The sequence below is a fragment of the Nocardia sp. NPDC005978 genome, assembly GCF_040614455.1.
In the GTDB taxonomy this organism is placed as follows: domain Bacteria; phylum Actinomycetota; class Actinomycetes; order Mycobacteriales; family Mycobacteriaceae; genus Nocardia.
The window spans coordinates 1-13896 of record NZ_JBEXUS010000159.1 but is presented as its reverse complement, the minus strand read 5'-3'; the positions used below and the strand labels follow the sequence as shown (position 1 = coordinate 13896).

The following is a 13896-nucleotide window of genomic DNA, read 5'->3' as shown; positions in this document are numbered from 1 at the left end:
CCCGCGGCGATGCCGATGGACGCCTGGCGCGAGAACGACGAATTCTTCGTCGAGTTCGACCTGCCCGGCATCGATCCCGAATCCCTCGACCTGGACGTGGAGCGCAACGTGGTGACCGTGCGCGCCGCACGCCCGGACATCGACCCCGGCCGGTCCATGCTCGCGGCCGAACGCCCGCGTGGGGTGTTCTCCCGGCAACTGGTTCTGGGTGAGGCCCTGGATACCGAGCAGATCCGCGCGAACTATCGCGACGGCGTCCTGCGCCTGTCGATCCCGGTGGCCGAGAAGGCCAAACCACGAAAGATCGAGATCGCCAGACCCGAGCGCCAGGTTGTCGAAGACCGTCAGGCCATCAACGCCTGACCGCCGACTCCGGGCGCGGGCCGCCCGGCACACCACACCCGTATCGAGACACTGATTCGCGAAAAGTGAGGTGATGCCTGTCCCGAACACCACACGCACACCCGCGAGAGCGGCATACAGGCGGGGCGGAGTCCGGTAGCCGGCCACGACGCTGCATCCCGAACGGCTGATGCACGGCCAACGTTGTGGCGCAACCGTTCTCGCGCTACAGGCCTGCCGCTCCCGCGAAAAGACACAGTACGGCACTTGTTCGATCCACTCACCGCATCGGGTGGGCACGGCCCACCGATTCGGGCGTTGCCCACCCGGTGCCCGTTCGACCAGCTTGCGAGAGGAGACCATTCGACATGACCACGACTGCGCTCGGCACCGAGCACACCCCGCCCGAGATGACGGACACTGATGTTCAGTCCGACCGGACCGCTCACTCCTGGACGATCTCCGATGACGACGACTGCTACAGCTGCCTCGCGTACTGACCACGCCCCCGACCGCTCCACAGCGGAATCACTATCTCCCCGAAGGCGAGTAACGGCCGATCGCTCTCGCACAAGGCGCCGGTCCTGGCGTCGATCATCTCCTGGAACTGCGCCCGGCTCGGCCTGCCGGCCCACCATCACGTGCCCCAGCGCCTCGGCGGCGCCCAAGCCCGCATAACGGTCCGCGGCCGCCGCGGCGGCCAGGTCGATACCTCGTTCCCGCAACCGGTCCACCCAGGCGATTCGATGCGGGCTGGCGCGATGATCACCACCGCGGCGTCGTTGGCCAACCCGTCAGCCAGGAACGACCCGACATCCTCGATGAGACGCTGCTCGGCGTCGTAGACGTTCACCACATGGTTGCGGGTCCGACGGCGCTCCCGACGAGCTCCATGGAGCGACCCATATGCGGGCGGTTGCACGACGGCCGGCGTGCGGGGAGGCCGCGCGTGAAATTCGATGCACATTCGTGGCAATCGAGCGTTTCCGGCAGATCTTGCCGGGTATGCCCGCACCAGCACGGCAGGGAGTGCCGCTACGGCATCCCGCCGACGAGCTGTTCCCGTGCACCAGAGTGTCCTCGGCGGCGCTGACTATCAGCACTATTCGCGAGAGGGAGTGGGATTGTGGAGGACATCGAGTCGAAAGCTCCCCGCGAGCCGATGGCGGATGGCGCAGGGGACGTGCCCGCACCCCGGCATCGCCGCCCGGCAGGGGTCTCCGACGGCACCGTCGCCGCCACCGGGAAGTTGTCGGAGGCGCTGGAAACCATCGAACGCGCTCGCGGGCATCTCTACGCATTCCACCAACTCACCGGCGGTGCCGATTTGGCGTTGGATGAGGCGGTGCGCTTGTTTCGCGACGCTGGTCATCCGGACCTTGCCGACAGGATCGCACGGGAACTGATCGGGCGCAATGTCCTGGAAGGACGGTGGACCTTCCAGATCGTCGAGGAATACGACGACGGGTATTACAGCTTGTTTCGCGATATCGATCTCGCGGCCCGCACTCAGCTTCTAAACGGGCGCAGGCACATCTTCGAGGCCGAGATGAAGGAAAAGCGCCGCAGCGCGGACCAACCGGGTCATACGGCCACCCCCTAGCCACCGCGGGCCGGCCATCCCAACGGCTCATGCCGGCGTGGCTGGCGATCACCGACGAACTCGGAACCGGTTGCCGTTGACACGCCTTACTTGAAAAGCGGATACAGCCCGTATGCCACGGTCGCTGTGAACACCAACCAGGTGACCACCCGGAGCAGTTGACCGACACGAAGGTGTACGAAGCCGCGCAGCGCGTCGTTGCGCCGGGAGCCGTCGTCGTCGCGGTGCGTCCGCCGCACCGGTGTGGTTGTCGGTGCCACTTGGGTTCGGCTATCTCCCTTTCCAGGTCTTCGGCGTTCCGGGCGCGGCGCGGGACTCGACGAGACACCGAGTGCACGAACAGGACTCACAGGAGAATATGCTTCTCCATTTTCGCGAACCATACTTGACGTTCCAGGGAACGCAGTGCAGATTGGGTGAGCAGCACTCCGGCGCGGTCGAGCGCCGCGGCACGACGAGAGGGGTCAGCGATGGCGTTGCAGGCGGTTCTGGAGGAGATTCGGAAGCGGCCCGGTTCCGGTGATGTCATCCCGATCATCGACCCGGTGACCGAGGAGCAGATCACCGAGTTCACCGACTGCGGGGCCGACGGGGTCGACCAGGCGGTCACCCGCGCCAGGGCGTCCTTCGAGGCTGGGGTCTGGTCCGGTCTCCCGGGGCGCGAGCGGGCCAAAATCATGTGGCGCATCGCCGATCTCATCGACGAGCACGCCGCCGAGTTCGCCGCGATCGACTCCGCCAACACCGGCATGATGAAACTGCAGTCCGAGATGGTGGTTCCGACCTGCGCGGAGTTCTTCCGGTATTACGCCGGCTGGTGTTCCAAGATCAACGGCACCGCGTATGACGTTCGGACCACCGGCATCGCGACGGACAGCTACGTCGACCTGCACGCGTACACCCTCAAGGAGCCCTACGGTGTCGTCGGGCTGATCTTCCCGTGGAACGGGCCCATCTTCAACGCCTGCGCGAAGATCGCTCCCGCGCTCGCCGCAGGGTGCAGCAGTCTGGTGAAACCCGCTGAGGAGACGCCGCTTTCGGCACTACTGCTGGACCGCCTGATCCACGAAGCCGGCGTCCCGGAGGGCGTTGTCAACCTCATCACCGGGTACGGGCACACCGCCGGCGCGGCGATCAGCGCCCACCCCGACGTCGAGAAGGTCGCCTTCACCGGGTCCACCGAGGTCGGCAAGATGATCGTGCAGGCGTCGGCGGGCAACCTGAAGAAGGTGATGCTGGAGCTCGGCGGCAAGTCGCCGGTCCTGATCTTCGACGATGCCGACCTGGACAAGGCCATCTTCGGTGCGGCGATGGGTATTTTCGTGCATTCCGGGCAGGGTTGCGTCTGCGGTTCCCGGATCTTCGTGCAGCGCGGGGTGTACGACCGGGTGGTCGAGGGCATCGCCGGGGTCGCGAATTTCATGAAGTACGGCGGCCCGAGCGAAGAGGGCGTCATGAGCGGTCCGCTGATCAGCGCCAAGCAGCTCGACCGCGTCCTGGGGTACATCGACGAGGGCAAGCGCGACGGCGCGGAGGTCGTGACCGGCGGCCATCGGCTCGACCGCACAGGCTATTTCGTGCATCCGACGGTGCTCACCAACGTCGATCCCAGCATGCGGCTCTACCGCGAGGAGATCTTCGGCCCGGTCGTCTCGATCATCCCGTTCGACGACGAGGACGAGGCGATCGCGATGGCGAACGACACCAGCTACGGGCTCGCGGGCACGGTGTGGACCACCGACATCAGCCGCGGCCACCGCCTGGTCAAACGTCTGCAGGCCGGCAGCGTACAGATCAACTGCCAGTTGATCTTCGACCACGACGTGCCGTTCGGCGGGTACAAGCAGTCCGGCTGGGGGCACGAGTTCGGCAAGGAGGGCCTCGACGGCTACCTCAAGACCAAGTCGGTCTGGGCTCAGCTCTGAGGCCACCGGGTCACCGCGGCGGTGCGGCGTCGGCTACAGCGGCCGCACCCAGGTGGCCCGGGCGCTGCTCACCTCGGGTTCGAACGTGAAGACAACCCGCTGCCGTTCGGTCAGCACCCGGTAGCCGGGAAGGTCGATACACGAGTGCTCGACGAACACCCGCTGCTCGGGCTGGTCGTCGGGGACGATGAATCCGAAACCCTTCGCCATGTCGAACCACAGCACGGTGCCGTGGAATCGGGCCTGCGTCAGCGCACGATCGTCCATATCGAGAACCGAAGCACCTGCGGTAGAGCCGGTCATCATCTGCACGTAAAACTCCTCAACGTTCGACTTGCCGTAGCCGACGTACCCGCAATGACGGCCGTGAATCGCGATCGAGGCGGGCGAGTTGAGGAACGACGCCGCGAATCTGCGCGCCGCGCGCGAACTTCAGGACTCCGGGCGCTCGATCCCCGTGCGCCCCTGTATGACGGCGAGTCTGACGAGCAGGGTCTCTGCGAAGCTCGCCTGCAAGGCGGCGCTTCCCCGTTGAACGGGGTACAGCGTGAGCAGAGCCGCGACGCCGACGATCGTGTTGAAGACTGTCCGGTTCAGGGCGGTGTCCGCGCCCATGATCGTCTCGACGACGATGTCGCGGCCGTCGCCCCGGGGAATGAACCGGCCCCAGTACCAGTACGTAAGTCCGCCCAGGGTCATTGCCCACCAGACGATCGGCAGCACGAACGTGATGATGGCGATCGGCAGGTTGACGATCGCGTACAGCAGGTCCAGCCAGCTCTGACCCTGGCGGATCGGTGCGAGAACCCGACGGAACCATCCCGATCCCTCGGGCGCACCGGCGTATCGGGGCCGAGGTGACGCCGTATCGGTCAGTTGCTCCAGGCGGACGCGTTCGATGTCGGCGAACCCGCGCGCGAGCAGGAGCGTCAGCGCGAGCAGCGGGATTCCCACGAAGACCGCCGCCGTGCCGACGCTCGCGGCGAAGAGCGCCACGAGGAGGCTGAAACTGACCAGTGCGAGAGGCAATCCCACCGAGGTGTAAGCAAAGTCGAGTGCCAAGCGCCGGATGAACGTCATGCGGAAGACGCTAGGAGCACACCTACCGTGATCCCATCCACCTCCGGTATGGGATCGGACTACCACCGGGGAGGGACGAATCACCGCTATCCGCTTGCGATTCGAGCCGGGAGGCCGTGCGCGCGAGGGCTGTCACCCGCTCGCGCGCTATCCCGCGGGGACGACACCGGGAGCTACCCGCTCCGGGTCATCACGATCTCCTCGCCGTCGCTGGTGCGCAGGCTGAGGCTCGACGTCGTCGCCTCGGCGGTGATGTTGCGCATCCGCCCTTCCCCGACGAGCCGATCGACAAGCGCGTGCAGGCGCGGCGCCCGTTGTTCGAGCGAGGTCATCTCCTCGGCGGTGACGCTCACGATGCCGTGATACTTGCGCGGCATGTCGCTCAATCCTTCACGCTGCCAGCTCATTCGGGTATCGCTGGCGAGGTGCCCGGCGACATCGGTGCACGCGCCGCCCGCATCGCACAGGCGCAGGGTGATCCGGTCGCCGGCGTAGTCGAAGTCCCGGATGGCGACGGTCCAGCCCTCGGCGTCGCGGTAGCCGTAGTCGACCCCGGTGGGCGGGCTCATCGTCAGGTGCGAGGTGTCACCGGAACGGTTGTCCAGGGTGTCGGCCTGCTGCGGTTGGTCGGTGACGGTGAACGCCCAGTCGGCGTTCGGGTCGATGGGCTTGTGCCAGAAGCCGGTACGGCCCTCGCCGTCGCGGCCCTCCACGCGCAGTTCGCGTTCGTGCGAGTGGGCCCCGGTCTGGTGGATGCTGATGGTCGAGGTGATCTCACCGCTGATCTTGGGCTGCCGAATCCAATCCGGCGCCGGGAGTTGGATATCGGCGTAGCGGTTGAACGGGGGACGCAACTGCGGGAAGCGTGAGAACTCGTGCTCGAAGTTGTTCGGTGCGGCGTCGAACGCCGACTGATCCTCGTAGGAGTACGAGAAGAACAGGGTGTCCGCGCCCGAGATGTCGAAATCCCACAGCCGCGTAAACATGTCGCCGTACTCGTTGATGACGAAGGTGGTCGAGCCCGACGAGCTGAGGTTGATCGCCCGGAATCGCCCGTTCAACGGGCCGGGGAGTTCGTAGCTGTAATCGTCCGCCAGTTCGCTGATTTCGGGATGCAGCGGGTCACCGGCGGGCAGCCACGGGTCCAGGATGGCGATCCGATCGCCTCCGGGTGAGAGTACGTACACCGTGGTGACACCCGCTCCGCCCACCGGGACCTCGTGTCCCGACGCGTCGGTCCAGCGCCCGTCGTGCCGGAACGGCAGCACCTGAACGTAGCGCGGGTTCAACCAGGACAGGCTCCAGGCCTGCGAGCCCGGCCGCACCCGTGTCCCGCTCGGGTCGAGCCAGATCGGCGCACCGAATCGCTTTGTCCACCACCACAGTTCCGGCGTCCAGTCGGCGGATTCCAGGGTGTAGATCCAGCCCTCGGGTCCGGTGGCCATCAGTCGGCTGCCGTCCACCGAGATACCGGTGATCTGCCCGCGCAGGCAGTTGGGCACGGGCGGGATGCGCCAGCCCGACTCCCCCGCGACCGCCTTGATGTACAGGTTGTTGTCCAGCAGCGCGTACTGCCAGACCTCGTTGAATCCGCCCTTGTCGGTGCGCAGTTCGATGCGACGGGGCAGTCGCGCAGCGACGTCCGGCGGGACCGGGGGCATCGTCAGCAGCCCGATGCCCACGTCCGGGCTGTACAGCGGCAGCGGCCAGGCTCCGGCGCGCCCCGGCAAACCCAGCGCGGCACAACTGATTTCCTCGGGAAGGATGCCCGACCACGGCCACCATTCGTCGGCCGCCGCCGGACGCGCCGTGGCGACCGATGTCGCCATCAACCCCGCAACGAGCACACCGCCCCAACCCTTGCGCACCGGTTCCGTCTCCCTGATCCTCATGAATCGACGAAGAACACGCCACCGCGCACCCGGTCCGCGGGTGCGTGGCACTAGCCGAACGTCGGGCTCGAATCCCGGCCCGGGATGCCGGACCAGAGAGGGCGATGGTCCGCCAACCCGCGAAACATCCTGGCCCGGAGGTCGCGCGGAATCCGGACCGACACGCCGGACGCGGAACCTGTTGTCGTCGGGTCGATGCCACCCGCGGGGGCTCTTTCGGATGTCCGGGAGTTGTGCTGCGAACACGGCCGGGGCCTGCGAGGCCACCGATCGCATCGAACCCTCGCCGCGCGTGCTTGATCGTTTCCCGCCGCGTCGACCGGGTAGATCTTGGTCATCTGCTCCCCCTCCGGAAGAACGGTGACTGCGCGCCGACGCGACCAAGACGATGACCGAACTGACGATCGAGCACCTCTACCTGACCGCCGGAATAGCTCTGCTGCTGGCCGCGGTGCTGCCCCGGCTCTTCCGGGACCGTGTGATCACGGCCCCGATGCTCATGTTGGGTGCGGGCGCCATAGGCGGTCTCGTGATCGGTGCGGACGGGCTGCGACCGGTGTCCCCGCTGTCACATCCCGGCGTGCTCGAGCACCTCGCGGAGGTGTGCGTGATCGTGGCGCTGATGGGCGTCGGGCTCGCGATCGACCGCCCGCTGCATTGGCGCACCTGGGGTTCCACCTGGAAGCTGCTGCTGATCACCATGCCGCTGTGCATCGCCGCGATGGCGGTGTTCGGCTGGTGGGCGGTCGCGCTCACCCCGGCGGCGGCCGCGCTGATGGCCGCCGCACTCGCTCCGACGGATCCGGTCCTGGCCTCCGATGTGCAGGTGGCGGGCCCGACCACCGGGGACGAGGGCTCGGCCGAGGAGGACGACGAGGTGCGTTTCGCCCTCACCTCGGAAGCGGGCCTCAACGACGCACTGGCTTTTCCCTTCGTCTATCTCGCGATCTTTCTGGCGTCGGGGGACGCGGTGCGGAGTTGGCTGGGCGGCTGGCTGGCCTGGGAATTGCTCGGCAAGATCGCGATCGCGGTCGTGATCGGCCCCGTGGTCGGAGATGTCCTCGGCCGCACCCTGTTCCGGTTCCCCATCGCGCACGCGCGCCTGGCCGAGCGCGGAGAACCGATCGCCGCCCTGGCGGCGGTATTCGCGGTCTACGGCCTCACCGAATTAGCCGGCGGCTACGGCTTTCTCGCGGTTTTCGTCTGTGCGGTCGCCATGCGCCGCATCGAACGCGGCAGCGGCTACCACGAGCAGATGCACGGCCTGGTGGAGCAACTCGAACAGGTCCTGACACTGGTGGTGCTGCTGCTCGTCGGGGCCGCGCTCACCACGGGCCTGCTGACCGCGCTGTCGTGGCCGGGCGCGGCCGCCGGGGTGCTGCTGGTGTTCGCAGTCCGCCCGGCCTTCGGCTGGCTGGCCCTGCGCCGCAGCCCCGACCTCGAGCCCCGCGAACGCGCGGTCACCGCGTTCTTCGGGATACGCGGGATCGGTTCGGTCTATTACGTTTCGTACGCACTGACCCAGGCCGACTTCGGCGCGGAAGCCGAAACCATCTGGGCGATAGTCTCGTTCACGATCGTCCTGTCGGTGATCGTGCACGGCGCGGGCGCCGGATGGGTGATGAAGCAACTGGAGGACAGCCGACACGAGCAGCCGGCGCCGGCCTGACCTCAAACCCCCGCGCTACTTCACTGGTCCTCGACATCGATCGATCCCGCCGCGATCTCCCGTGCGTTGTGATTCGGTGTCGACCCGGCCGAGATTGCGCGCCGATAGCGATCGGCCAGTGAACGCAGTAATTCGACCAGCTCCGGCGGGTCGGTGACAGTGAAGTCGAAGCCGTGCAAAGCGAGCTGCCCGATGTTGATCGCCAGCACCTCGGGGCTGTCCGCACCGGTGTGGAGCACACAAGTCGTGTCATCGATCGCTTCGATGGCGCCCGCCGCCGGCGGGACACGCGCGCCGAGGGATTCCGCGGACGCGTGTACGACCACCGATGCCCGGAATCGCCAGGCCGCCGCAGCGACGCTGCGGGTCACGCGGTCGGTGACGTCTTGCGGTAGTTCACGCGGGGTAAACCGCGGCCCGGCCGGAGGCTTCGGTGTGAGGCGATCAACGCGGAAGGTACGCCAGTCGGACCGATCGATGTCGTACGCGACCAGATACCAGCGGCGTCCCCAGTTGATCAGCCGGTAGGGCTCGGCCACTCGTCGGCTCTCACCACCAGAGTGGTCGCGATAGTCGAATCGAATTCGCTCATGATCACGGCAGGCGGCCGCGATCGCGGTCAGCGTTTCGGCACCGACCCGTGGACCCGTGCCGTCCCCCGGAACTACAACGGTATAGGTCTGCAGGGCATTGACCCTGCGCCGCAGCCGATTCGGCAGCACCTGCTCGAGCTTGGTGAGGGCCCGCAGTGCCGTTTCCTCGATTCCGGCGATACCGCCCGCGGCGGCGGTGCGCAGACCGATGGTGACCGCCACCGCTTCCTCGTCGTCGAGTAGCAGCGGCGGCAGGCTTGCCCCGGCGCCGAGTCGGTAGCCGCCGGCTGTTCCTCTGGTCGCGTGTACCGGATAGCCGAGTTGACGCAGCCGCTCGATGTCGTTGCGCACCGTCCTGGTGCTGACGTCGAGGCGTTCGGCCAGGGTCGCGCCGTTCCAGTCGTTCGGGATCTGCAAGAGCGCGAGCAGGCGCAGCAGTCGCATGGACGTTTCCAGCACTTCTTCGATCTGCCCTTTTCTTTAGGAACGAATCCTTCCTAAAGATCTTCTAACTTTCAGGACATGACATTCAAGACTGCCGCGATTACGCCCTTCCGCAGCGATATTCCGCAGGCAGACCTCGACGATCTGCAGAATCGGCTGGCTCGCACTCGCTGGGCCGAGGAACTTCCCGCGGACACCGCGGGACAGCCCCGGTCCGGGCCGGTGCCGCCGGGGTGGGCGTACGGCGTCCCGCTCGACTACGTGCAACGACTGTCCGCCTACTGGCTCGACGGATACGACTGGCGCACATGGGAAGCCAAACTCAACGCCTACCCCCAGTTCACCACCGAAATCGACGGACAACGCATCCACTTCCTGCACGTCCGATCGCCGGAAACCGATGCCACCCCGTTGATCCTGACCCACGGCTGGCCGAATTCGGTGTTCGAGTTCCTTGACCTGATCGAGCCGCTCACCAACCCGCGCGCCCACGGCGAGAACTCGGGGAGAGCCTTTCACCTGGTCATTCCCTCTCTGCCCGGCTTCGGCTTCTCCGGACCCACCCGGGAGCAGGGCTGGAACCGCTACCGCACCGCCGCGGCGTGGGCCGAGCTGATGAACCGACTGGGCTACGACCGCTACGGCGCCCATGGCAATGACATCGGTTCGCACGTTTCGCCCGAGCTGGGCCGACTCGATCCGGAGCACGTGATCGGGGTACATGTGACCCAGCTGTTCTCCTTCCCGTCCGGTGACCCGGCGGAGCTGGCCGAGCTGACCGATGCGGAGCGGGGATACGTGCAGCACCTGAAGTATTTCGACGACAACATGTCCGGCTACGCCAGACTTCAGGAGAGCGCGCCGCAAAACCTCGCGCACGCACTCGCCGACTCACCCATCGGGCAACTTGCCTGGTCAGCTCAGCTGCTGGCGGCTCTCGATGACGATCATGTCCTGACCAACGCGACGCTGTACTGGCTGACCAACACCGCCGCCTCGGCCGCGCGCTTCTACTACGAAGACCACCACGCCGAGCACCCGATCCAACCGACTACCGCACCTACCGGGCTGGCAAGCTTCGCCTACGACTTCACCGCACTGCGGCGTTTCGCCGAACGCGATCACAGCAACATCGTGTCCTGGAACGAGTTCGACCGGGGCAGTCACTGGGCAACCCAGGACGCACCCGAGTTGTTGATCGCAGACATTCGCCGATTCTTCGGCGAGCTCGAATGAGCCCCGGCGAATGATTCTTCCCGGTGGCGTCGCACTGACTGTCACCTAGCGGCTTGTGCTGACGAAAGGCTACTGATGACACAGGTACTCGGTCTCCGGGCGCTCAACCGCGCCACGCTCGACCGGCAGTTGCTCCTGCGTCGCTCCGAACTATCGGTCACAGAGGCGGTGCAGCGGTTGGTCGGGCTGCAAGCCCAGACCCCGCACACCTGGTATGTCGGACTGTGGTCACGTTTGTCCGGTTTCGTCCCCGAACGGGCTGCCGAACTCCTCACCGGCCGCGAGCTGGTTCGAATGGCTCTGATGCGCTCGACCATTCACCTCGTCACCCCCGGCGACGCCCGAGCGTTGCGGCCGCTGGTCCAGCCTGTCCTGGATCGTGACCTCTACCGCAACCACACCCATGGCAAGCCCATCGCCGGTATCGATATGGCGAAGCTGATCGCTGACGGTGTCGAACTACTCAGCCCGAAACCGTTGACCAACAAGGAAATAGGCGCGTTGCTCGGCGGACGTTGGCCCGGCCGCGCACCCGCCTCACTGGTCTACGCCATCCGCAACCAGGTGGCATTGGTACAGGTGCCACCCCGCGGTGTCTGGGGGCTCGGGGGGCCGATAGCGCACACCACCGCGGACGCGTGGCTCGGTCCGGACCGAACGACAGCCGCTTCGCTCGAGCAGTTGATTTCGCGCTACCTCGCGGCCTTCGGCCCAGCCAGTGTGCAGGATATGCAGGTGTGGTCCGGGCTCACCAGGCTGCGCGAGGTGGTTGACCGAATACGGCCGGACTTGATGACTTTTCAGGATCAGCACGGCCGGGAGCTGTTCGATCTACCCGACGCTGTGCGCCCGGACCCCGACACTCCCGCACCGCCACGGTTTCTATACGACTTCGACAACGTCCTGCTCTCACACGCGGACCGCACCCGAGTGATCACCGACGAGCACGGCAGGCAGGGATATCGCACCCGGCGCCCCGCACCACAGATTCTGCTGGTCGACGGATTCACCGCGGGAGACTGGACTATCGACCGCGACAACGGATCCGTCACACTGACCATCCGCCTCTTCGACCGGCCATTCACCACCTCCGACGCGGCCGCCGTCACCGACGAGGCATACGCGCTGCTGGCGTTCACCGACCCCGGAGCCACGGTGCACAAGGTCGTTATCGACAGTCCCGGTTAGAGGCCCGTCGCGCCACGACCACACCATCCGACTCGCGAAAATTCTGTATCCAGAGCTGTAGACATTCGCCTGTTTGAGATGTAGTTTCGCTGTCGTTCAGGTGAGAGAAACAGGGACTGGGCAGGTGAACTGCCTGGTGAGAAACACAATTGGTGTCCCTCCGGCGAAGCCGAGATTCCCCGGTCGATCCCCGCGCGGGAACCGCCGCCGGAGGGGCACCACACCCCACGAGCCCTTGTCCGACACGCAGTACCCGAACCACACGGAGGTGGCCACTACGGAGGTGGCCACTGACGAACCCGAAATTCCTGCCGCACTCCGAGAAACCGATGTGCGGTACACGGACGGCCAGACAAGGCCGATGAGACAGTCCTTATCGAATACGTGAACCCCAGGCCCCGGCGCACCCCCGCGCCGGGGCCTGGTCCCGTGCTGAAACCTGAGAGGTGTTGTGCACCAGCCCCATACCCCGCCCACCGGTGACTCCGGCGGCACCGACAACCTCGACGACGAGGACTACCCCGCGTACAGCATGGGCCGCGCCGCCGAACTCCTGGGCGTCACCCAAGCCTTCCTGCGCACCCTGGACACCGCACAGCTGCTCACCCCGCAACGCTCAGCGGGCGGGCACCGTCGCTACTCGCGCTACCAACTCCGCATCGCCGCCCGGGTCCGTGAACTCCTCGAAGCGGGCAACTCCCTCGACGGCGCCTGCCGCATCGTCATCCTCGAAGACCAACTCGCCGAAGCGCACTCCCTCAACGCCACCCTGCAGAACGCCTTGGACGAACGCGAACCTTCCTAACCGGATGCAATTCGAACGGCGACGTGCGCGGACGTGCCGCGGCGCAACCGAACAGGGACAACCGGCAGTGGTCACCGGCTCATGCCGGTCGCTGCGGGTACCAGCCGGACGTACGCGACGCGAATGCACCACCGCTGCACCGACACTGGTCGACGTCGTCGCAGCAGGAGCGTGCGGAACTCGTGCGCATTCGCGACGAACGCGCACAAGCCCGGAACTCAGCACAACGCTGAGATGGCCTGCCGAAACGTCTGATCGCGTCGGAGACCCGTGCTCGCGGCTCAGCCCAGCAGGCGCCGGGTCGCCTTCTCCATGCGCTCGGCCACCTCCGAGTACGACAGATGCCCCATGCCCGCCTGCAACATCGCACCGTAGTACAGCATTTCGAGGTACTCCAGGTCCTCGCTGCTGTCCGAGCCCAGCGCCTCGATCAGGCGGGCGTGCAGCTCCCCGCCGATGCGCAGCCGCAGGTGCGCGACGTCGGCGTCGTTCCCCAGCAGCGCCTGGCTGATCGCGGCGGCGAGGGCGGGTTCGTCGGCGACCAGCATGGCGGCCTGGCCCAGGACCGCGACCGCGCGACCGGCGGGATCGGTGTCGGACAGCTCGACCGCGGGCGCGGCGATCAGCCGCCGCCAGTAGACCTCCGCGATCAGGTGTTCCTTGGACGAGAAGTAGGTGTACGCGGTCGCGGTGCCGATCCCGGCCTCGGCGGCGATCAGGCGAATCGTGGTGGCGGCGTAGCCTTCCCGGGCCAGCACGGTGACCGCGGCCTTGGTCAGGCGTTCCACGGTCGCGGCCTGCTTCCCGCTCAGGCGACGCCGGGTGGCCTCGAGATTGTTCGGTACAGGAGCAGACATATGTCCAAAACTACTACCGACAAGTGTCCAGAACAATTCGCCCCTCCGGCTCACCGGGGTGGTCGCGTCAGTGATTCTCGCGCACGCGCTCGTCGTAGGCAGCCCGCGCGGACCGGTCGACCTCGTCGAGGAAGATTCGATCGATACCCAACCGGCGCGTGACGAAGTCGCCGACCGGTCGCGGGGTCACCTTGTCCAGCGCGGCGAACCAGCCGGCCCGCCGGGTCACGGTGACCCGCCGGCGCGGACGCGCGATCAGGCG

14 protein-coding genes and 1 pseudogene are annotated in these 13896 nt (G+C 66.7%); 8 read left to right on the top strand and 7 right to left on the bottom strand.

Annotated features, from left to right (window positions below):
* From ABZ319_RS37640 to ABZ319_RS37630, 3 genes are all read left to right on the top strand, one after another.
* A partial coding sequence (locus ABZ319_RS37640) for an HSP20 family small heat-shock protein (protein WP_354991362.1) occupies positions 1 to 363 on the top strand: 363 nt, incomplete at its 5' end.
* A 347-nt stretch (positions 364 to 710) separates the two neighbouring features.
* Positions 711 to 842 (top strand): hypothetical protein, encoded by a 132-nt coding sequence (locus ABZ319_RS37635; RefSeq protein ID WP_354991361.1) that lies wholly within the window; start codon positions 711 to 713, stop codon positions 840 to 842.
* A 662-nt stretch (positions 843 to 1504) separates the two neighbouring features.
* Entirely contained in the window at positions 1505 to 1945 is a 441-nt protein-coding gene (locus ABZ319_RS37630; protein WP_354991364.1) for a hypothetical protein, read from the top strand.
* A gap of 86 nt (positions 1946 to 2031) precedes the next feature.
* On the opposite strand, the gene ABZ319_RS37625 is transcribed toward ABZ319_RS37630, so the two are convergent.
* Positions 2032 to 2205 carry a hypothetical protein gene (locus ABZ319_RS37625; protein ID WP_354991360.1) on the bottom strand — a complete coding sequence of 58 codons (174 nt, stop codon included), beginning with the start codon at positions 2203 to 2205 and terminating at the stop codon, positions 2032 to 2034.
* Positions 2206 to 2415: 210 nt separating this feature from the next.
* Between ABZ319_RS37625 and ABZ319_RS37620 the strand changes: the two genes are divergently transcribed.
* Positions 2416 to 3870: an aldehyde dehydrogenase family protein gene (locus ABZ319_RS37620; RefSeq protein ID WP_354991359.1), complete on the top strand. Its 1455-nt coding sequence runs from the start codon at positions 2416 to 2418 to the stop codon at positions 3868 to 3870.
* 33 nt (positions 3871 to 3903) lie between these two features.
* On the opposite strand, the gene ABZ319_RS37615 is transcribed toward ABZ319_RS37620, so the two are convergent.
* From ABZ319_RS37615 to ABZ319_RS37605, 3 genes are all read right to left on the bottom strand, one after another.
* Positions 3904 to 4137, bottom strand: coding sequence for a cold shock domain-containing protein (locus ABZ319_RS37615; protein WP_354991358.1), 234 nt, complete (start codon positions 4135 to 4137; stop codon positions 3904 to 3906).
* A 165-nt stretch (positions 4138 to 4302) separates the two neighbouring features.
* Positions 4303 to 4950, bottom strand: coding sequence for a sensor domain-containing protein (locus ABZ319_RS37610; RefSeq protein WP_354991357.1), 648 nt, complete (start codon positions 4948 to 4950; stop codon positions 4303 to 4305).
* Positions 4951 to 5123: 173 nt separating this feature from the next.
* Positions 5124 to 6842 (bottom strand): hypothetical protein, encoded by a 1719-nt coding sequence (locus ABZ319_RS37605; protein ID WP_354991356.1) that lies wholly within the window; start codon positions 6840 to 6842, stop codon positions 5124 to 5126.
* A 388-nt stretch (positions 6843 to 7230) separates the two neighbouring features.
* Between ABZ319_RS37605 and ABZ319_RS37600 the strand changes: the two genes are divergently transcribed.
* Positions 7231 to 8511 carry a cation:proton antiporter gene (locus ABZ319_RS37600; RefSeq protein WP_354991355.1) on the top strand — a complete coding sequence of 427 codons (1281 nt, stop codon included), beginning with the start codon at positions 7231 to 7233 and terminating at the stop codon, positions 8509 to 8511.
* A gap of 20 nt (positions 8512 to 8531) precedes the next feature.
* On the opposite strand, the gene ABZ319_RS37595 is transcribed toward ABZ319_RS37600, so the two are convergent.
* Positions 8532 to 9563, bottom strand: coding sequence for a YafY family protein (locus ABZ319_RS37595; protein ID WP_354991354.1), 1032 nt, complete (start codon positions 9561 to 9563; stop codon positions 8532 to 8534).
* Positions 9564 to 9626: 63 nt separating this feature from the next.
* On the opposite strand from ABZ319_RS37595, the gene ABZ319_RS37590 reads away from it, so the two are divergent.
* From ABZ319_RS37590 to ABZ319_RS37580, 3 genes are all read left to right on the top strand, one after another.
* Complete coding sequence (locus ABZ319_RS37590) at positions 9627 to 10784, top strand: epoxide hydrolase family protein (RefSeq protein ID WP_354991353.1); 1158 nt, start codon at positions 9627 to 9629, stop codon at positions 10782 to 10784.
* 75 nt (positions 10785 to 10859) lie between these two features.
* Positions 10860 to 11972, top strand: a complete 1113-nt coding sequence (locus ABZ319_RS37585; protein WP_354991352.1) for a winged helix DNA-binding domain-containing protein — start codon at positions 10860 to 10862, stop codon at positions 11970 to 11972.
* Between the two features lie 532 nt (positions 11973 to 12504).
* Positions 12505 to 12777, top strand: a complete 273-nt coding sequence (locus ABZ319_RS37580) for a MerR family transcriptional regulator (protein ID WP_354991363.1) — start codon at positions 12505 to 12507, stop codon at positions 12775 to 12777.
* Positions 12778 to 13058: 281 nt separating this feature from the next.
* Here the strand turns inward: ABZ319_RS37580 and ABZ319_RS37575 are convergent, their stop codons facing one another.
* Together ABZ319_RS37575 and ABZ319_RS37570 are read right to left on the bottom strand one after the other, a co-directional pair.
* On the bottom strand, positions 13059 to 13634 hold the full coding sequence (locus ABZ319_RS37575) for a helix-turn-helix domain-containing protein (protein ID WP_354991351.1): 576 nt from the start codon (positions 13632 to 13634) through the stop codon (positions 13059 to 13061).
* A gap of 67 nt (positions 13635 to 13701) precedes the next feature.
* Positions 13702 to 13896: pseudogene (locus tag ABZ319_RS37570) on the bottom strand (short-chain dehydrogenase); the annotation flags it as partial.